We start from the raw sequence: 17,274 nt of genomic DNA on the forward strand, positions 1-17,274 counted from the left end.
AGTTTTGAAATTCAGTGATTATATTACCGCTTTTGGTATGATAGTCGGAAATACTATATCAAAACGAAGAATAACCTTTGAAAAAGCGAAAGAATTGATAAAGAATGCTGATATACCTGCTATAGCTGTAACATCGGATAAATCTTACGAAGATTTAAAAAAAGTGATCGATCTTAGACCAGACGGAATACAGTTGCATAGCGATATCTTGTATGATACGGTTGATAAAATTAAAAAAGAATATTCTGGGTTTATTTTTAAAGTATTTGAGATAGAAAAGACGATAAAAAATCCTTTTGATGAATATAATAAGATATTAAACTTAATGCGTCTGTACGATGTGGATGGATTTTTGCTTGATACAAAAGGGGGAGGTACTGGTATGATGCATGATTTAAGAGTCAGTAAACTTGTTTTAAATGATGCAGTAAAGCCGGTAGTTATTGCAGGTGGGATAAACTATAGCAATGTAGGTGAATTTATTAAATTGTGTCCTTTTGGGATAGATGTGTCTTCTGGGGTCGAAACAGATGGATTTAAGGATGAAAAAAAGATAAAATATCTTTTAAATAAGATAGGAGACTTTTTATGAAGGTTAAAATCAAAGAGATAGAGTATATAGACCCGTTACAGTTACTTTTAGGTATAAAAGAGAATAAATACCACTTTATATTAGAATCTTTAGGTAAGACGGATAGAAGGGCAAGATTTACTTTTTTGGGGTGCAATCCAGCAGCTATAATAAACGTGGGTAATAATGGTACGAAAATTGATGTATTCAAAGATATTAAGGGGATAGACTTATATTCTGGAGAGATAAAAGAGAAAAACCCGTTTAACGCTTTGGACTTATTATACAAAGATATTATATCAGATATCAAAAATCCATTCGGAGAGAAGGCTTTTTTAGGTGGTTTATTAGGAGTCTTCAAGTACGATTCTGTATTTCCGTCTCTGTTAAATCGAGAAGTGGATGGGATATATGCAACGTTTGGATTTTATGATAACGTCTTTGTGTATGATAACAGAAACAAAAAACTGTTTTTATCGTCTATAAATGATGAAGAATCTTATTTTACTATTAAACAGTTTGATAAAGAACCTGATGGAAAAAATAGCGATATTTTAAAGATAGAGATGGATGCAGATAAAGATGATTATTTAAAAATGGTAGAAAGATCAAAAGAATATATAAAAGATGGCGACGTGTTTCAGGTTGTAATTTCAAGAGAAGAGGATATAACCGGTTATTTTGATCCATATAACCTATATTTAAATCTTAGACAGATAAATCCTAGCCCGTATATGTTTTATTTTGATTATGGTGATATCTTATTCGGTTCAAGTCCAGAAACAATGGCTTCGATCTTTAATAGAAGGTTAACTATAAATCCGATAGCTGGAACTACCAATAGAGGCAAAAATGATAAAGAAGACCAGATTTTAGAAAAAAATATGATAAAAGATGAAAAAGAGTTATCAGAACATAATATGCTTGTAGATTTAGCTAGAAACGATGTTAGAAGAGTCTCTAAAAGTGGAAGTATCAAGATAGAAGAATATTTGAACGTTCTGCGATACTCTCACCTTCAACATATAGAAAGTGTCATCTCTGGAGAGTTAAGAGATGATATTTCCGAGTTTAAGGCTATAGAATCAACTTTTCCGGCAGGTACGCTATCAGGTGCACCAAAAATTAGAGCTATTGAGATAATAGATGAGTTAGAAAAATCCAGACGGGATTCTTATGGCGGTGGTATCGGTTATTTCTCGATAGACGGGAGCGCAGATTTTGCAATCGTGATAAGGTCTGCCATAGTTAAAAAATTAAATGACTATTTTAAGATAGGAATAAGGGCAGGAGCAGGTATAGTTGCTGACTCTGTTCCAGAAAATGAGTTTTTAGAGACTGAGAGAAAACTTAAAGCGGTTAAATCAGTCTTAGGAGTATGATATAATGATTATATTTATAGATAACAAAGATTCTTTCGTTTGGAATATCGTAGATTATATATCGATGATCGACAGAGACGTTAAAGTCGTTTCAAACGATATATCTATTACAGATTTAAGAAAAGAAGATCCAGATGCGATAATTATCTCTCCTGGTCCAGGAACACCGTATGATAAAAAGTACATAGGAAATTCTATCGAGATCATAAAAGAGTTTGATTATCTGCCAATTCTTGGTATCTGTCTTGGACAAGAGATAATATCCGTCGCGTTTGGAGGCAGAGTAGAGCGAGTATTACCTGTTCATGGCAAGAGTAGCCTGATTTATCATGATGGAAAAAAAGTTTTTGCCGGGATAGAAAACCCTTTTAAAGGTGGAAGATACCATTCACTTGCTGTTACCGACGTTCCAGAATCTTTTGAGGTATCAGCAAGATGTAACGATGTTATTATGGGTATAAGGTCAAAAAAGAAGGATATAGAAGGGTTTCAATTCCATCCTGAGAGTATCCTTACGGATTTAGGGTTTGATATACTCCAAAATTGGTACAACTGTTATATAAAATAATTATCAAGCAAAACTACGTTTCTGCACTTCCTTGAGAGTGAAGAACATTTGTTTTCATCAAGAGAAGGAGTTAATATGAGAAAATTTGGGGAATTTGGAGGAATTTACGTTCCAGAAACTCTTATGGAACCTTTGATAGAACTAGAAAGGTTTTATAATGAGATCAAAGAGGATAAAGTCTTTAATAAAGAGCTCGAATATTATTACAGATACTTTGCAGGAAGACCAACACCTCTTTATCTCGCTAAAAATTTGACAGAGAAGATTGGCGGAGCGAAGATATATCTAAAAAGAGAGGATTTAGTTCACGGTGGGGCTCATAAACTAAATAACACAATAGCACAGGCACTTTTAGCAAAAAAAATGGGAAAAAAACGGATAATAGCAGAGACCGGTGCTGGGCAACATGGTACTGCTACGGTTATGGCTGGATCACTCTTTAAATTAAAGACAGAGATATATATGGGGGAGGAGGATATTCAGAGACAGAAGATGAACGTATTCCGTATGGAGTTGATGGGAGGGATAATCCACCCTGTAAACTCCGGCTCAAAAACTCTAAAAGATGCTGTGAACGAGGCATTAAGAGATTGGGCTGCAAATGTACGGGATACACATTATCTGATAGGCTCGGTTATAGGTCCTCATCCGTATCCCACGATGATCAGAGATTTTCAATCGATAATTGGTAGAGAGACAAGGGAGGCTATCCTCAAAGATGAAGGGTGCTTACCTGATAAGATAGTTGCTTGTGTTGGAGGAGGGAGCAACGCTATAGGAATATTTCATCCATTTTTAAACGACAAAGTCGAGTTGATTGGGGTTGAAGCTGGTGGAAATGGGATAGATACAGGAAAACATTCTGCAAGTCTTTGTGCTGGTAAAAAAGGAGTGCTTCATGGATCTTTAACATATTTACTACAAGATGAAGATGGGCAGGTAACTCAAACTTCGAGTATAGCTCCTGGTCTCGATTATCCTGGAGTAGGTCCTGAGCATTCATTTTTAAAAGATGAGGGAAGGGTAAAATATACGGCAGTAGATGATAAAAAGGCTTTAGAAGCTTTTTTAATTCTTTCGAAAGAAGAAGGGATTATTCCTGCCTTAGAATCTGCACATGCTGTTGCTTTTGCTATAGAACTTGCAAAAAATATGGATAAAGATGAGAAGATAGTCGTATGTCTATCTGGTAGAGGAGACAAGGATGTAGATATAGTAAAAAATAGCATTGATAGAGGTGTTATAACAATATGAGGATATCTGAGAAGATTTCTGAATCAAAGGAAAGAAATGAGGGTGTTTTAGTATCATTCATAATAGCAGGAGATCCCGATAAAGAAGATACAATAGAATATTTGTATGCATTAGATGAGAGTTCAGATATTATAGAACTAGGAATACCTTTTTCCGATCCTGTGGCAGATGGAAGGACGATACAAGAAGGATACGTAAGAGCATTGAAGAACGGTTTTAAAGTATCTGACGTGTTCGATATAGTTAAAAAATTTAGAGAGAGATCAGATACGCCTATCGTCTTGATGACTTACTATAATATAGTTTATATTAGAGGTTTAGAAAAGTTTTTAAAAGAGGCAAAATCTGTCGGAGTAGATGGATTGATCGTTGTAGATCTCCCTGTGGAGGAGGGAAAAGAGTATATAAAGTGCTGTAAAAACCTTGATCTGGATACAATCTTCTTGATTGCCCCCAATACTTCTAGGGATAGAATAGTAGATATAGACAACTCAACTACAGGATTTATATATCTTATATCGCTCTATGGCACGACTGGTGTGAGGAATACCGTATCTAACGAGGCGCTAGAACTTTTAAAGAGGACAAAAGACATATGTAGAAATCCCTTGTTTGTAGGGTTCGGTATATCTAACCAGGAACAGGTGGCGTCTTTGGTAAAAGCAGGCACGGATGGTGTGGTCGTTGGAAGTACCTTCGTAGATTTGATAGGAAGCGGTAAAAATAAAGAAGATGTTATATTGAAGCTGAAAGAAAAGGCTAAAGAATTGAAAAGCGCGCTTTATCTATAGTCTATATCTCATTATTGAAAGAAGATAACATAAATATTATTATACTGGATTTTATTGAATTGTTTATCGAGGATAAAAAAAAATGGTTGGAGGAGTATTATGAAGGAGGAATTAATCCTTTTAAGTAAAGCATTTAAAAATGGAGAGAGAATTCCCGAGAGATACACGTGTGATGGTTTGGATATATCCCCGCCTTTGAAAATTAAAGGACCAGATGAAGGTACAAAGAGTTTTGCTCTGATACTGGACGATCCGGATGCACCTATGGGTGTTTTTGATCATTGGTTGATATGGAACATAGATCCCAAAATACGAGAGATAGAAGAGAACGTTCCTAAACAAGAAAATGTTTTAAGAGGCGCTGTCCAGGGAAGAAACAGTGCAAGAAGGATAGGCTACATGGGACCATGTCCACCGTATGGAACGCATACTTATCGATTTAAGCTTTATACATTGGATATTAAACTTGATTTAAATGCAGGCGCTACCAAAAAAGATCTGGAAAAAAAGATGGAAGGGCATATAATACAGCATACATTATTAAGAGGCACTTATTCTCGACGTTAGGCTCTTTTGTCTCAAGCCTTCAGTAAGTTATTTATGCTATCTTAATATATGTTACATAATGTAAAGAAGTATTAATGTAAACAAGTATATTTATAAATTTTATAAAAAATGTTAAATGGATTTATAAAATGATAGAAGAATATGATGAACTGGCTATTAGATCGTTGATAGTTTATGCGGTTAATGGATTCATGCAAAACTCAAATTACCAATTTTTAATGTCCTTTCTGGGAATGAGAGGAGTTGCTATAGATGATATAATATATTTCTTTTACAATTATATTGAGAAAGATTCAAAGATTAGTGTGGATCTCCCTGTCGAATCTTTGATCTCTATCCTAGAAGAGTTGATTATAGAGAATATTATCATTAAAACGGATCAAAATACAGTTATAAGTGCATTACCGCCATTAGAAGTACCAGAAAACAAATTGTTTACGGAGACTGCTAAAGATCATTTCTTAGAGATCAAAAATCGCCAACCAAGAATACGCAAAAAATCATCACGAATCGAAGATTCGTGAGCTGCAAATCTTTGATTTGCAACATCTTGACAAAAATTAACGAGGCAAATAAAAGCGAATAAAGGTTAAATAATCTACTTTGCATTTCTATATTTATATTTAATCTTATATATGGTATATCCCGGTTAGACAGGATATACAGAGATCGTCTCTTTCTATATTTATTGCCTTTACTATATCATCAATACTGGCATAAGTGATAGAATCCGCTCCAATAATTTTTGATATTTCTGCTATATTCTTCTGAGACGCAACTAATTCATCGTTTGTTGTAAAATCTACGCCAAAGTAGCATGGAGATATCAAGGGAGGACAGCCAATACAGAGATGAACTTCTTTAGCACCTGCCTTTCTTAATATATTTACAACCCTCTTTGATGTTGTACCTCTTACGATACTATCATCTACCAAGACTATCCTCTTTCCATCTATGTTATTACGAATAGGATTCAGTTTTATCTTGACCATTAGTTCTCTCTCTTCTTGATTAGGTATTATAAATGTTCGTCCAACATACCTGTTTTTAATTAAACTCTCTATATAAGGGAGTCCTGAAGAGATCGCATAACCTATAGCAAATGTAACACCAGAATCAGGCATTGGAGAGACAAAATCAGCATTTATTTTAGCCTTTTGAGCAAGAAGTTTTCCGATGGCCATTCTGACCTCATATACAGATCTTCCATCTATGACAGAATCTGGTCGGGCAAAATATACATATTCAAACATACAATGGGAATTATGTTCGAGTTTTACAAGATGTTTTTCCTCTATTATATTACCAAACTCAAGTATTACAACCTCTCCTGGCTTAATGTCTCGAATCAATCGTCCATTCAATGTATCGATAGCTACGCTCTCTGATGCAATGATAAGACCTTTTGGATATAATTCACCTATACAAAGAGGTCTTATTCCTAAAGGATCCCTAAAAGCAACGATCTTATTTTTATATAACATTACAACAGAGTATGCTCCTTTTAATTCTTCCATAAGTCGAGCAACTGCGCCTGTTATATCATGCGTCTCTTTTAATCTTTCAATAAAAAGGTGTCCTATAATTTCCGAATCGGATGAAGAATTGATTATATGCCCTTTACTCTCAAGTTCTTTTTTGATTATTTTATAATTTACTATATTTCCATTGTGTGCAAGAATGAATAACTCATCTTCTTTCTCTATAAGAGATGGTTGGCAGTTTTCTAAATTTGACTCCCCTGAAGTGGAGTATCTAACATGGCCAATCCCCACATCTCCCTTTATACTTTCTCTCTTTTTATTAAAAACCTCCGAGACGAGACCCATCCCCTTTTGTATAAATATACCTTCCTTGTTGTTTATAGCAATTCCGGCAGATTCTTGGCCTCTATGTTGTAGCGTATAGAGAGCATAATACAAATAATCAAAAATTAATGGCGAATCTTCCTGTAGGCTAATACCTACAACACCACAATCTTCTTTTATCATCAAGATCTTTATCTCAAATCAGCAAAATTATTAAATTAAAATCATCTATCCTTTTTTACTTTTTTTACGCCAATTATAGCTTGTTCTTTTGCTTCCTCTTTTAAAACCACAAGCGGCACAAACTCTTTTACTTTTATGAAATGCAACTTTGCCGCATCTTCTACATCTTATATGAACTGTTTTATTCCTTTTTCCCATCGAAGGCGTTCCTTTTGTCATCTTGTTTATCCTCTTTAGCTATTTTTAATCTTGATTAAAACATTTTAACCGTTACGGCGATATATAAATTACGTTATCTCCTCTTATAATAACAGTACCATATTTCTCGACACTCTTGCCATCTTTTATCTCCTCTGTGTCATCTAACACCAAGTTAAGATGCATATCGTAACCTTGCAAATTACCTCTAAATTCTCTGTCATCTTTCAGTTTTACGATAATCGGACTGTTGAGCACACTGTTCAAAATATCTAACGGTCTATTACTCATTTTTATCTTTTCTCCTTAATAAAAAAATTACTCGACAAGAAAATGTAAACTCCCTCTATATTTAAATCTTTGTAAAACCAATATATTAAAATACAAGTGTATTAATAAAGATTGGAAGAGGATTAAAAATGAAAATGCCAAAGTGGTTTAGTAAAAGTTCCGAGGAGACCGCTTCAAAATTAGATGAATATAAGGAGATCGATCTCTCCGAATACGAAATGGAGACTGAAGTAAAAACTTATGTAAAATTTGGTAAGATTTCAGAGATGAATGAGCTTCCTATAGTCAAACGGGAAATTTTTGATGGGAATATAGTCATTCTTGATATCTCATTTTTAAAGAGTGATGAAATAGTTATGAAAAGATTTTTAAGAGAGATAAAAATGGTTGTTGAGGATATAAACGGTGATATTGCTGGTATAGGAGAAAATTACATTGTTATAACATCAAAATCTATAAGAATAGACAGAAATAAACTGTTTGGAGGAAAAATATAATCTTTCGGTGATTATTTTGAAGAATATTGTCATAGATGAGATCGGCGGAACTTTAATAGAAGATCAGAAAGTGGAGATTGCGGAGAGGAAAGGCTTGGGACATCCGGATTTTATGATAGATAGTATTATGGAAGAGTTTTCTTTGGCGTTATGTCGAGAATATTTAAAGCGGTTTGGAAGGATATTGCATCATAATGTGGATAAAGGGGATATAATAGGTGGCGAAACTGAGCCTATGTTTGGCGGTGGTAAGGTTGTAATACCGAGTAAAATACTCTTTTCAGGCAGAGCGACTAGAACAATAGACGGGGAAGAGATACCTATTAAAGATATTGCCATCACTTCTGCCAAAGACTGGATTAAAAAAAAATTCAGATTTTTAGATCCTGAAAAGGATATAGTGTATCAGGTAGAGACAAAAGGTGGATCAGGAAACCTTGGAGATATCTTTAAAAGAGACGGTAAGATTCCAGAGGCGAATGATACATCTTTAGGAATAGGATACGCACCGTTTTCATCTACTGAAAAAGCCGTTTTTGAGTTAGAACAATATTTAAACTCAAAAGATTTTAAACGGCGATATCCTGTGAGTGGAGAGGATGTTAAAGTAATGGGTTGCAGAATCGATGATAAACTGACAATAACCGTTGCCAACTCTTTTATCGATAGATTTGTTGAGGATGAAAAAGATTATTTTAGACAGAAAGAAGAGATTTTGGAAGATATCAAATCTTATATATCAAATATAAGCGATAAAAAGACTGATATTATATTAAACGCGTTAGATAGGAGAGACAGGGGTTTGAACGGGATATATTTGACAGTTACTGGAACATCGGCTGAAATGGGAGATGACGGTCAAGTAGGAAGAGGAAACAGGTTTAATGGTGTATCATCATACAATAGACCGGTCAGTTTAGAGGCAGCTGCTGGGAAAAATCCGATAAGCCATGTAGGTAAGATTTATAATATGTTATCACACAATATGGCAGAAGAGATATGGAACCTAACCGATGTAGACGAGGTGTATGTCAGCATATTATCTCAAATAGGCCGTACAATCGACGATCCGATGGTGACAAAAATATCGTTATATCCTATTAATAAAGTGGATACACATGAAATAATCGAATTAGCCGAAGATAGGCTGGATAAGATAATGGATGTTATGAATCAATATGTTTACAAAGGAGAATCTTTAATAATCTGATAAGGAGGTAAAAAGATGAGAGTACTATATAAAAAAGAGCTCTTTTCTTTCATAGAAAGGCTAAAGGAGTCATATAGAGTTGTTGCACCCGTTAAAAAGGATGCAGAATATGTTTTTGATGATATCGAAGATGCAGAAGATGTAATTTTAGAATATCCCACTACGATCTTATCTGCGAAAGAGTTCTTCTTTCCACAGAAAGAGGTAATTTTGGAGTACGATTTAGGCGAGACTATACAGCTGAAAAGCACTCCTGAGGTAGAGGAAATATGTCTTATTGGGCTTCATCCATGTGATATACACGCGCTTCTAAGATTTGATGAAGCTTATTTAACGTTTAAACCAGACCCATTTTATGAGGCAAGGCGAAAGAATTCTTTGATTATTGGCGTATACTGCACCAAACCAAACGAGTTTTGTTTTTGCGGATCTATGGGTACGGATACCATCAAAGAAGGCTACGATCTTATGTTGATAGATGATGGAGAAAAATATGGGGTAGAGATAGGTAGTAAAGAGGGTGAAGAATTGGTAAATTCTATAAACCTTTTCAAAGATGAGGAAGAGATAAAAAAACCAAGACTAAAAGGATTTGTAAGAGAAGTCGATACCGATAAACTTCCAGAGATAATGATGAAGGAATATGATAATAAGATCTGGAATTATTTTGGAGAGAGATGCCTCGGTTGTGGGAAATGCGTCTTTATCTGCCCGACATGCTACTGCTATAATGTGGTAGAAGATACAGATATAGAATTTAATAGTGGAAAGAGAGAGAGATTTTGGGATGGATGTGTATTGACAGATTTTGCAGCTGTCGCAGGTGGTGGCAACTTTCGAGCTGATAGAACCTCTCGGCTTAAACAAAGGATACTGCATAAGTTCTCCTATTATCCAGAAAGATACGGAAATTTTGGTTGTACCGGATGCGGAAGATGTATAAATGTCTGTCCTTCAGATATAGATTGTACAAGGATAATTAATATGATACGAGGTTAAAATAATATGGATAAAGAGTTATACCTTCCAAGGATTGCTATTTTAAAAAATAAAATGGATGAAACACCAGACACTTCTACTTTTACATTCATCTTGCCAGAAGGAGGAAATCTAAATCATATTCCAGGGCAATGTCTGCAATTAACCGTTTTTGGATACGGAGAGGCGCCCATATCGATCACTTCGTCGCCTACACAGAAAGATTACTTTCAACTATGTGTTAGAAACGTAGGAAATGTTACCAGTGCCCTTCATAGATTGGATATCGGTGATAAAGTCGGGATAAGAGGTCCATGGGGGAATGGTTTTCCTATAGATAGATTAAAGGGTAAAAATGCCGTATTTGTTGCAGGAGGTCTTGGCCTTGCCCCTTTAAGATCGTTGATCAATTATATAGTCGATAAAAGGGATGATTACGGGAAGGTATGGATATTATCAGGGGCAAGAACACCAAAAGATCATCTTTTCAGATCGGAATGGAATAGGTGGAATAGTATAGACGGATTTGAAGTCTTGACTACTGTTGATAGGGCTGACGATACATGGAATGGCAATGTTGGTGTTGTAGGAAGCTTATTATATAAGACAGATATACAGGTTGAGAATACGATGGCTTTTATATGCGGGCCCCCGATCATGTTCCGCTTTGTAACGATAGACCTTAAAAAACTTGGGTTTGCAGATGATGTTATAATTTCCACGCTTGAGAGGCATATGAAATGCGGTGTTGGTAAGTGTGGCCACTGCAACGTGGGATCAAAATATGTATGTGTAGATGGGCCTGTATTCACATACGAAGAGATGAAAAAACAGCCGGAGGCTCTATAATGAAAAACAAATGTTCTTCACTCTTGTGTAGGATAAATCTACACTGCTTAAGGAGGTGCAGGAACCTTGGTTCTGCATGATGTAGATAAGAAAAAAATTGCAATTATACGATTGACAACCTGTGGTACGTGTCAATTTGAATTGTATAAAAAAAGCAAGGAGTTTGAGGAGATTCTAAAGCATTTAGATCTTTCTTATCCTAAAAAGAATGAGTTAGAAGAGAGATACGATGTCATCTTGATTGAGGGAGGAATAGCTAATAAAGGGGAGGAAGATTTGGTAAAAGATCTTGGTAAGAGATCGGATACCATTATAGCGGTTGGGTCGTGTGCATGTTTTGGAGGTATTCCTTCTTATGAGGATTTTTTTGGTATAGATATCCCATTTAATCCACCTTGGAGATTAAAACCGGTTAATAGCGTGGTAAATGTAAAATATTATATAAAAGGCTGTCCTATTAATATAGATGAACTGACCTACTATATTCGTTCTGTAATTATAAAAAGAAAGCCGTTTAGAAAGCATTTTCCTGTCTGTGCAGAATGCCGGATGAGCGGGACGCCGTGTCTTCTTGAGAGAGGAGAACTCTGTCTTGGCCCGATTACAGAGGCGGGGTGCAATGCTATCTGTACAAGTAGCGGAAAACCATGCGAAGGTTGTAGAGGACCTTTGGATGATAGAAATATGGATTATTTTCTCTCTGTTCTTGATAAATACGGGATAGATATGAGAGACTTAGAGACTAAATACGATAGAATAGGAAGAACATGCACATTCAGCAGAAGTTGGAAACAGATAATCAACTCTCATTGTTATGATGAATCGGTCGATAATATCGAGTTAGAAGAGATTTATACTACTATCTCGCCTGAAACAGCTACTGGGTTAGATTTAGCCAGCTGTAATAATCTGAAAACGGTTGTTTATAATATCTTGGAAGAGAATAAGGATACGCTTGGAGTAACCGTCTTGTTACCAGCTACTATGGGATGGATAACATCTTTCGATACAGAAAAAACTGTTTTAGATGTGATCAGCTTGTTATATAAAAACATAGGTAAGAATGCAAGTTTGTATTACGATCGGATGTTTGGCATGAACATTCCGGTTATCGTGAGAGAAAAGAGAATGGCTGAGGATCTAAACTCTTTTATTGCCGTATTAAGCAAAAATAACAGAATATCGATCGTAGAGGCACCAGCAAGCGGAAAATATCTAAGAGCGATGATTAAAAGAGCGATTACAGATTGTTGATGATTATGAAGATTATTGGAGGGATCAGTTCTCAATCTTTATCCAAGCGTATATCCGATAAACTCGATATTCCTATTGTCGCTATCGAATACAAGACGTTTCCTGACGGAGAAAAATATTGCAGAATTTTAGAGGATATAGAGGGGGAAGACGTTCTGGTTGTACAGAGTATCTCATCCGATTCCGATCTTATATATCTTTTAGAGATCATAGATGCCTGTAAAAATCTGGAAGTAGGTAAAAAAATCGTTTTGATACCATATTTTGGGTATGCCAGGCAGGATAAGATATTTGAGATAGGAGAGCCTATAAGTGCGAGAGTAATTGCAGGTTTGATAAAAGCGGATAAGATTTATACGGTAAATATACATAGTAGATCAGTTCTTAATTTTTTTGGATCTCCTGTAGATGACCTAAATGCTATGCCTCTATTAGTAGATCATATTAAAGATACGAGCCTGACCGACCCCGTTGTTGTAGCACCGGATGAGGGATCTGCCGACACCGTCTTTAATGCAGCATCGAATTATTATGATTTCGATTATATGGAAAAGACTAGAATATCTTCAGATAAAGTAGTTATTAAACCAAAGAAATTGGATGTTAGAGGAAGAGACATTGTCATAATGGATGATATGATCTCTACAGGAGGTACTGTCTTAGAGACCGCAAAAATGATGAAAGAAAACGGTGCAAACGATATCTACGCTCTCTGTGTGCATCCTGTCCTGGTCAGAGATACTCTGTTACGGTTGTATGCCGCTGGTATCAAAGAGGTAATATCCACCGATACGATCGAGAAAATAACGAGCAGAGTATCCATCGCTCCGATGATTACAGAAAAATTAAAGACGATGTTCTAGCCGTAAGTTTTGTATAGATAGATAATTCTGTCTATGGCGGATAAATTGGTCATTATTGCGATCACATAAATCCCGTATAAGAGGGCGTTTGAAAAGAATATCTCTATGACTGAAGCGATTAATATAACTATTATCGTCTCGGGTCTTCCGAAAAATCCAATCCCCTCTAAAGGATCTATAATTTTTCCGTCCACTCTTTTTTCAAATCCTATCTCTATGTAGGTTACTGGTTTTATAAACGTATTTATCATAGAACCGAAGACTGCAAACAAGGCAATCTTTGCCGATACGAATCCTCCCAGGGTTATACTTATTATTATAAGACAATCGATATATTTGTCGACGATCCAATCTATAGTGGCACCAAATTTACTCTCCAGTCCTACTCTTCTGGCAATGTTGCCATCGACCAGGTCTAATATTGCCGAGATAAATAGAAAGATAGGTGCCAAATATAGAACTCTCTTATAATAAAGGATCATCGATACCAATGCGAAAATAAAAGATAAAAGTGTGATCTGGTTTGGTGTAAATCTATTGAACGGTCTGCTAACCTTGTCTATATGAACAGATAATTTATCTCTATATTGTGTAAGATTCATCTGTATCTCCGTCTTTGTAAGATTAAATATAATAAAAGTATAATTCAGACTATAAAAAGTATTATAATGAGAAAGATTATGGGTACAATTATGGATCGGACTGGTATCGTTCTGGCGGGAGGAAAAAGTCTTAGATTGGGCATCGACAAATCTTTTATCAAGATAAACGGCAGGATGTTGATTGAATTGGTTGTTCAGAGATTAACAGAATGCGTTAGCGATTTAATAGTAGTAGTCGATGAGATGAAAAAAAAAGAAGATGTTGAAAAAGTTTTAAAGAGTTACAACATATCTATAGTAGTAGATTCTGTTAAAGATTTTGGACCCGTAGCTGGGATATACGAAGGATTAAAACATGCTAAAACAGAATATTGCGGAGTTTTTGCCACAGATCTTCCGTTTTTGAACAAAGATCTGATAAATTTCTTCTTCCAATCGTGTAAGGGTTTTGATGCGGCTATTACTGTGTGGAACGAAAAATATAGGGAGCCTCTTCATGCTGTCTATAGAAGAGACCCAATGATGAGGGCATGCAAAGTCTCGATCGATAAAAATTCTAAAAAAATTTTTTCGTGCGTTAAGTTGTTAAAAAATGTCAATTATATCCCTATTGAACTAATTAAAAAGATAGATCCTGAATTAAAGAGCTTTTTCAATATCAACACGAAAGAAGATATAAATTTAATAAGACAGCAGCACCGATTGAGCCCTGACTTTAAAAATTAGGTTCTTAACTATTACAGTTAAAGATCAATACGTCTCCTGTATCTGTTATACCTATCGTTAAATCTATCAAGATCTTTCTATGATGTATCCTCTCACCTATACTTTCTTTTATATTCTTAATAAGCGAGATCTTATCGTAGATTATATGAATACCATTCTTATCCGCCGTCTCATATATCTTTTTTATAGCTTCATCTATAGTAGAGTTCTTTTTAATAGTAATAATAAGAGGCGATTCTAATATCTTGGCAAATAGCAACGTATTTTTAGCCTGTTCTATCTTCCGCCATACGGTTCGCTCGATAGAGGAAATATTCTGCTTGGTCGTTCTCATCATTTTTGCTATCTCTGTCTGGGATAATCCTTCTTTTCTAAGCTTTAATATCTTAATCTGCTTATCTGTTAATATTGTATTATTATTTTTCATAAAGCTCGATTATCTTTGGTATCTGGAGCATGTCTAAAACTACATGATCGGCAGATTTTATAAGAATACTGGGAACCTTTTGATCTTGTTGTCTCGTTAATATGCTTAAATCCGCAGCTCTAAATGCCAACAGATCGTTTATACCATCTCCAACCATTATTACAGTATCATACTCTTTTTTTAAATCTAAAATAATTTTTTCTTTGATAACAGGCGTAGCAAGCGAGAATATTCTACTACTGTCGATATTTAAAATATTTGCAAGTTTAATTGCAGATCTTCTGGTATCACCTGTTGCAATATATATATCAAAATCTTTTTTTAATGACTCGAACAAAAGAAAGACGTTTTTAAATATCTTGCCAGACGATCCTACCAAAAAATGTATCGTATTCTCTCTCCTTGACACATCTATTATGATACCAACGTTTATATAATATATCTTTTTATGGACTGGATATACTTTATCCACTAACTCTTTAATATCCAAAAGTTTTGCCCGTTTATCTCTTTTTAAAGCATTATATATCAAATCTTCCATTATTTTTGATGAGGAACAACTTACTTTAAAATCAAGATCTAACGAAGAGATCAATTTGTTAGAATCTTGGCTTAATATCCAATCTATATCTTCATCAATCGCGATTAACGCACAGGTATCTTTCTTGCTTACTAAGTAAGTAGATGATACGTTGTAAATAAATAGATTGTTATCCAAATCTTTTAAGATACGAAATACTTCTACAAGCGTACCAGAGCTATCAAATACGATCGCTTTTTTGCTCATTTTATTATTTTTTGTATGTTAATTAGTTGGAGATTTTATATATTAAGACTTTTATAAAAGTTATTATTTGTCTGAAAGACAAAAAACTTATAAGTCGGATAAAACAACTTGAGTCTATCTTAATGAAAAGAGTATCTAAAAGATATATCAAAGGTATTGCTAAATCTACCTTACATTTAATACTTGAGATCAGTAAATCCTCATATCCCAATGAGTTTTCAGGACTTTTGAAGGAGAAAGATGGAGTCGTAAATGAGGTTATCCTGATTCCTGGTACGTATAGCTCAACTAAAGGAGCATTAATGGATTTTTATAATATACCTATAGGTATTAGAACCGTGGGAACCGTTCATAGCCATCCATCTATAATTTATACCCCATCCAGTGTAGATTTGGCATTATTTAGGAAAAAAGGATCCGTTCATATCATAACGTGTTATCCGTATGATAACAAGTCGTGGCAGTCCTATAACTCTAACGGAGAGAAGATAACGATTCCTGTGATAGATATCGAGTTTGAATATAGAGATGATGAAGAATGGTAAGAGTTTTAGCGACAGGAACTTTTGAGATACTACATCCGGGCCATTTGTTATATTTAGAAAATGCAAAATCTTTTGGAGACGAACTATATGTGATAGTTGCCCGTGATAAGAACGTAAAACACAAACCTAAACCCGTAATATCGGAAAATCAACGATTAAAGATGGTATCATCTTTAAAAATCGTAGATAAAGCAATATTAGGCAGTGAAAACGATATGTTTGAGAGTTTAAATGATATAAATCCAGATATAATCGCTTTGGGATATGATCAACATTTTAAAGAGGATTGGCTTAAAAAAGAGCTCGAAAAGAGGGGAATAAATGCTAAAATAGTTCGAATTACAAGATCTTTAGATTGTGAGCTCTGTTCAAGTGGAAGAATACGTAAAAAGATCTATGAGGTAGAGAAAAAAATATTATAGCTCATCGTCCTTGGTTATAACCTTCACGGGATCTAACGTAGAGTCTATCACTACATCGAAACCAATATTCTTGATCCATCCTTCTCTTTCAAATATTTTCATAAATCCAACGCCTATCACCTTTGCATCGGGATTTATCCTATTTATCATATCGTTTATATCTTTGATGGTCTTTTTGGCAAAGGGCATTGCAAGCCCTCCGAGTACCACGATAATATCGCTACCTTCTGCATTACCTTTATCTTCTGTGACTTGATACCCGATATCTTCTATCAATCTCATCGTTTTTGTCTTCTCGATAATAGCATCAGGGATGAATACCATATCCAACCCTTTTTTTCTGACACCATATGCAAGCAATTCTACAAAAGGCGTACAGACTCCGACCGATCCTGCAAATGCAACCTTTTTTTTACTACTAAAACCATTGATAACCTCTGCAAAAGCGGTTATCAACCCATTTATTCCTTTATACGATCTCATTTCTATTTTAATTATTGT

At 35.0% G+C, this 17,274-nt stretch carries 23 protein-coding genes; 16 read left to right on the forward strand and 7 right to left on the reverse strand.

Annotated elements, in window-relative coordinates:
• Positions 1 to 4 precede the first annotated feature (4 nt).
• From LPC15_RS05360 to LPC15_RS05390, 7 genes are all read left to right on the forward strand, one after another.
• Positions 5 to 592: a phosphoribosylanthranilate isomerase gene (locus LPC15_RS05360; RefSeq protein WP_229234343.1), complete on the forward strand. Its 588-nt coding sequence runs from the start codon at positions 5 to 7 to the stop codon at positions 590 to 592.
• On the forward strand, positions 589 to 1,953 hold the full coding sequence (locus LPC15_RS05365) for a chorismate-binding protein (RefSeq protein ID WP_229234344.1): 1,365 nt from the start codon (positions 589 to 591) through the stop codon (positions 1,951 to 1,953). The genes LPC15_RS05360 and LPC15_RS05365 overlap by 4 nt, the downstream gene beginning before the upstream one ends.
• Before the next feature lie 4 nt (positions 1,954 to 1,957).
• A complete protein-coding gene (locus LPC15_RS05370; RefSeq protein ID WP_229234345.1) occupies positions 1,958 to 2,521 on the forward strand; it encodes an anthranilate synthase component II in 564 nt (187 codons plus the stop codon).
• A 75-nt stretch (positions 2,522 to 2,596) separates the two neighbouring features.
• The gene (gene trpB / locus LPC15_RS05375; RefSeq protein ID WP_229234346.1) at positions 2,597 to 3,775 is read left to right on the forward strand and encodes a tryptophan synthase subunit beta; all 1,179 of its coding nucleotides are present in this window, start codon (positions 2,597 to 2,599) and stop codon (positions 3,773 to 3,775) included.
• Positions 3,772 to 4,566 (forward strand): tryptophan synthase subunit alpha, encoded by a 795-nt coding sequence (trpA, locus tag LPC15_RS05380; RefSeq protein WP_229234347.1) that lies wholly within the window; start codon positions 3,772 to 3,774, stop codon positions 4,564 to 4,566. The genes trpB and trpA overlap by 4 nt, the downstream gene beginning before the upstream one ends.
• 99 nt (positions 4,567 to 4,665) lie before the next feature.
• Positions 4,666 to 5,133 (forward strand): YbhB/YbcL family Raf kinase inhibitor-like protein, encoded by a 468-nt coding sequence (locus tag LPC15_RS05385; RefSeq protein ID WP_229234348.1) that lies wholly within the window; start codon positions 4,666 to 4,668, stop codon positions 5,131 to 5,133.
• Positions 5,134 to 5,261: 128 nt separating this feature from the next.
• A complete protein-coding gene (locus LPC15_RS05390; protein ID WP_229234349.1) occupies positions 5,262 to 5,657 on the forward strand; it encodes a hypothetical protein in 396 nt (131 codons plus the stop codon).
• A 105-nt stretch (positions 5,658 to 5,762) separates the two neighbouring features.
• Here the strand turns inward: LPC15_RS05390 and purF are convergent, their stop codons facing one another.
• Genes purF through LPC15_RS05400 form a run of 3 tightly spaced genes read right to left on the reverse strand, consistent with a single transcriptional unit; the run spans position 5,763 to position 7,613 of the window.
• On the reverse strand, positions 5,763 to 7,124 hold the full coding sequence (purF, locus tag LPC15_RS05395) for an amidophosphoribosyltransferase (RefSeq protein ID WP_229234350.1): 1,362 nt from the start codon (positions 7,122 to 7,124) through the stop codon (positions 5,763 to 5,765).
• 45 nt (positions 7,125 to 7,169) lie between these two features.
• Positions 7,170 to 7,343 carry a 50S ribosomal protein L37e gene (locus tag LPC15_RS07070; protein WP_420709471.1) on the reverse strand — a complete coding sequence of 58 codons (174 nt, stop codon included), beginning with the start codon at positions 7,341 to 7,343 and terminating at the stop codon, positions 7,170 to 7,172.
• A 51-nt stretch (positions 7,344 to 7,394) separates the two neighbouring features.
• Positions 7,395 to 7,613 (reverse strand): LSm family protein, encoded by a 219-nt coding sequence (locus tag LPC15_RS05400; protein WP_229234351.1) that lies wholly within the window; start codon positions 7,611 to 7,613, stop codon positions 7,395 to 7,397.
• 134 nt (positions 7,614 to 7,747) lie between these two features.
• Between LPC15_RS05400 and LPC15_RS05405 the strand changes: the two genes are divergently transcribed.
• The 6 genes from LPC15_RS05405 (at position 7,748) to LPC15_RS05430 (ending at position 13,264) form a co-directional block, all read left to right on the forward strand.
• Positions 7,748 to 8,110, forward strand: coding sequence for a cell division protein SepF (locus tag LPC15_RS05405; RefSeq protein ID WP_229234352.1), 363 nt, complete (start codon positions 7,748 to 7,750; stop codon positions 8,108 to 8,110).
• 16 nt (positions 8,111 to 8,126) lie between these two features.
• A complete protein-coding gene (locus LPC15_RS05410; protein ID WP_229234353.1) occupies positions 8,127 to 9,320 on the forward strand; it encodes a methionine adenosyltransferase in 1,194 nt (397 codons plus the stop codon).
• Positions 9,321 to 9,335: 15 nt separating this feature from the next.
• Positions 9,336 to 10,319, forward strand: a complete 984-nt coding sequence (locus tag LPC15_RS05415; protein WP_229234354.1) for a 4Fe-4S dicluster domain-containing protein — start codon at positions 9,336 to 9,338, stop codon at positions 10,317 to 10,319.
• A gap of 6 nt (positions 10,320 to 10,325) precedes the next feature.
• Positions 10,326 to 11,147 carry an FAD/NAD(P)-binding protein gene (locus LPC15_RS05420; protein WP_229234355.1) on the forward strand — a complete coding sequence of 274 codons (822 nt, stop codon included), beginning with the start codon at positions 10,326 to 10,328 and terminating at the stop codon, positions 11,145 to 11,147.
• A gap of 66 nt (positions 11,148 to 11,213) precedes the next feature.
• A complete protein-coding gene (locus tag LPC15_RS05425; RefSeq protein ID WP_229234356.1) occupies positions 11,214 to 12,401 on the forward strand; it encodes a hypothetical protein in 1,188 nt (395 codons plus the stop codon).
• A gap of 5 nt (positions 12,402 to 12,406) precedes the next feature.
• A complete protein-coding gene (locus tag LPC15_RS05430; RefSeq protein WP_229234357.1) occupies positions 12,407 to 13,264 on the forward strand; it encodes a ribose-phosphate diphosphokinase in 858 nt (285 codons plus the stop codon).
• On the opposite strand, the gene LPC15_RS05435 is transcribed toward LPC15_RS05430, so the two are convergent.
• A complete protein-coding gene (locus LPC15_RS05435; RefSeq protein WP_229234358.1) occupies positions 13,261 to 13,866 on the reverse strand; it encodes a CDP-alcohol phosphatidyltransferase family protein in 606 nt (201 codons plus the stop codon). The two genes, LPC15_RS05430 and LPC15_RS05435, sit on opposite strands and share 4 nt — an antisense overlap.
• A 66-nt stretch (positions 13,867 to 13,932) precedes the next feature.
• Here LPC15_RS05435 and mobA point away from each other — a divergent pair, with 66 nt between their 5' ends.
• Positions 13,933 to 14,592 carry a molybdenum cofactor guanylyltransferase gene (mobA, locus tag LPC15_RS05440; protein ID WP_229234359.1) on the forward strand — a complete coding sequence of 220 codons (660 nt, stop codon included), beginning with the start codon at positions 13,933 to 13,935 and terminating at the stop codon, positions 14,590 to 14,592.
• A 4-nt stretch (positions 14,593 to 14,596) separates the two neighbouring features.
• Here the strand turns inward: mobA and LPC15_RS05445 are convergent, their stop codons facing one another.
• Both LPC15_RS05445 and LPC15_RS05450 read right to left on the reverse strand, forming a co-directional pair.
• Positions 14,597 to 15,019, reverse strand: a complete 423-nt coding sequence (locus LPC15_RS05445) for a Tfx family DNA-binding protein (RefSeq protein ID WP_229234360.1) — start codon at positions 15,017 to 15,019, stop codon at positions 14,597 to 14,599.
• Positions 15,009 to 15,806: an HAD family hydrolase gene (locus tag LPC15_RS05450; protein WP_229234361.1), complete on the reverse strand. Its 798-nt coding sequence runs from the start codon at positions 15,804 to 15,806 to the stop codon at positions 15,009 to 15,011. The genes LPC15_RS05445 and LPC15_RS05450 overlap by 11 nt, the downstream gene beginning before the upstream one ends.
• Before the next feature lie 122 nt (positions 15,807 to 15,928).
• Here LPC15_RS05450 and LPC15_RS05455 point away from each other — a divergent pair, with 122 nt between their 5' ends.
• Both LPC15_RS05455 and LPC15_RS05460 read left to right on the forward strand, forming a co-directional pair.
• Positions 15,929 to 16,351, forward strand: a complete 423-nt coding sequence (locus tag LPC15_RS05455; protein WP_229234362.1) for a Mov34/MPN/PAD-1 family protein — start codon at positions 15,929 to 15,931, stop codon at positions 16,349 to 16,351.
• Entirely contained in the window at positions 16,345 to 16,773 is a 429-nt protein-coding gene (locus tag LPC15_RS05460; protein ID WP_229234363.1) for an FAD synthase, read from the forward strand. The genes LPC15_RS05455 and LPC15_RS05460 overlap by 7 nt, the downstream gene beginning before the upstream one ends.
• Here LPC15_RS05460 and LPC15_RS05465 read toward each other — a convergent pair.
• On the reverse strand, positions 16,768 to 17,256 hold the full coding sequence (locus tag LPC15_RS05465; protein ID WP_229234364.1) for a DUF2124 family protein: 489 nt from the start codon (positions 17,254 to 17,256) through the stop codon (positions 16,768 to 16,770). The genes LPC15_RS05460 and LPC15_RS05465 overlap by 6 nt on opposite strands.
• Positions 17,257 to 17,274 lie beyond the last annotated feature (18 nt).

The organism is Candidatus Methanoliparum sp. LAM-1 (assembly GCF_020885915.1).
GTDB classification, from domain to species: domain Archaea; phylum Halobacteriota; class Methanoliparia; order Methanoliparales; family Methanoliparaceae; genus Methanoliparum; species Methanoliparum thermophilum.

What these genes read in the sequence shown, in the direction of transcription:
- LPC15_RS05365 (WP_229234344.1), top strand. Translation starts at nt 589, where the DNA reads ATGAAGGTTAAAATCAAAGAGATAGAGTATATAGACCCGTTACAGTTA.
- LPC15_RS05370 (WP_229234345.1), top strand. Translation starts at nt 1,958, where the DNA reads ATGATTATATTTATAGATAACAAAGATTCTTTCGTTTGGAATATCGTA.
- trpB (WP_229234346.1), top strand. Translation starts at nt 2,597, where the DNA reads ATGAGAAAATTTGGGGAATTTGGAGGAATTTACGTTCCAGAAACTCTT.
- trpA (WP_229234347.1), top strand. Translation starts at nt 3,772, where the DNA reads ATGAGGATATCTGAGAAGATTTCTGAATCAAAGGAAAGAAATGAGGGT.
- LPC15_RS05385 (WP_229234348.1), top strand. Translation starts at nt 4,666, where the DNA reads ATGAAGGAGGAATTAATCCTTTTAAGTAAAGCATTTAAAAATGGAGAG.
- LPC15_RS05390 (WP_229234349.1), top strand. Translation starts at nt 5,262, where the DNA reads ATGATAGAAGAATATGATGAACTGGCTATTAGATCGTTGATAGTTTAT.
- purF (WP_229234350.1), bottom strand. Translation starts at nt 7,124, where the DNA reads ATGATAAAAGAAGATTGTGGTGTTGTAGGTATTAGCCTACAGGAAGAT.
- LPC15_RS07070 (WP_420709471.1), bottom strand. Translation starts at nt 7,343, where the DNA reads ATGACAAAAGGAACGCCTTCGATGGGAAAAAGGAATAAAACAGTTCAT.
- LPC15_RS05400 (WP_229234351.1), bottom strand. Translation starts at nt 7,613, where the DNA reads ATGAGTAATAGACCGTTAGATATTTTGAACAGTGTGCTCAACAGTCCG.
- LPC15_RS05405 (WP_229234352.1), top strand. Translation starts at nt 7,748, where the DNA reads ATGCCAAAGTGGTTTAGTAAAAGTTCCGAGGAGACCGCTTCAAAATTA.
- LPC15_RS05415 (WP_229234354.1), top strand. Translation starts at nt 9,336, where the DNA reads ATGAGAGTACTATATAAAAAAGAGCTCTTTTCTTTCATAGAAAGGCTA.
- LPC15_RS05420 (WP_229234355.1), top strand. Translation starts at nt 10,326, where the DNA reads ATGGATAAAGAGTTATACCTTCCAAGGATTGCTATTTTAAAAAATAAA.
- LPC15_RS05430 (WP_229234357.1), top strand. Translation starts at nt 12,407, where the DNA reads ATGAAGATTATTGGAGGGATCAGTTCTCAATCTTTATCCAAGCGTATA.
- LPC15_RS05435 (WP_229234358.1), bottom strand. Translation starts at nt 13,866, where the DNA reads ATGAATCTTACACAATATAGAGATAAATTATCTGTTCATATAGACAAG.
- mobA (WP_229234359.1), top strand. Translation starts at nt 13,933, where the DNA reads ATGAGAAAGATTATGGGTACAATTATGGATCGGACTGGTATCGTTCTG.
- LPC15_RS05445 (WP_229234360.1), bottom strand. Translation starts at nt 15,019, where the DNA reads ATGAAAAATAATAATACAATATTAACAGATAAGCAGATTAAGATATTA.
- LPC15_RS05450 (WP_229234361.1), bottom strand. Translation starts at nt 15,806, where the DNA reads ATGAGCAAAAAAGCGATCGTATTTGATAGCTCTGGTACGCTTGTAGAA.
- LPC15_RS05455 (WP_229234362.1), top strand. Translation starts at nt 15,929, where the DNA reads ATGAAAAGAGTATCTAAAAGATATATCAAAGGTATTGCTAAATCTACC.
- LPC15_RS05460 (WP_229234363.1), top strand. Translation starts at nt 16,345, where the DNA reads ATGGTAAGAGTTTTAGCGACAGGAACTTTTGAGATACTACATCCGGGC.
- LPC15_RS05465 (WP_229234364.1), bottom strand. Translation starts at nt 17,256, where the DNA reads ATGAGATCGTATAAAGGAATAAATGGGTTGATAACCGCTTTTGCAGAG.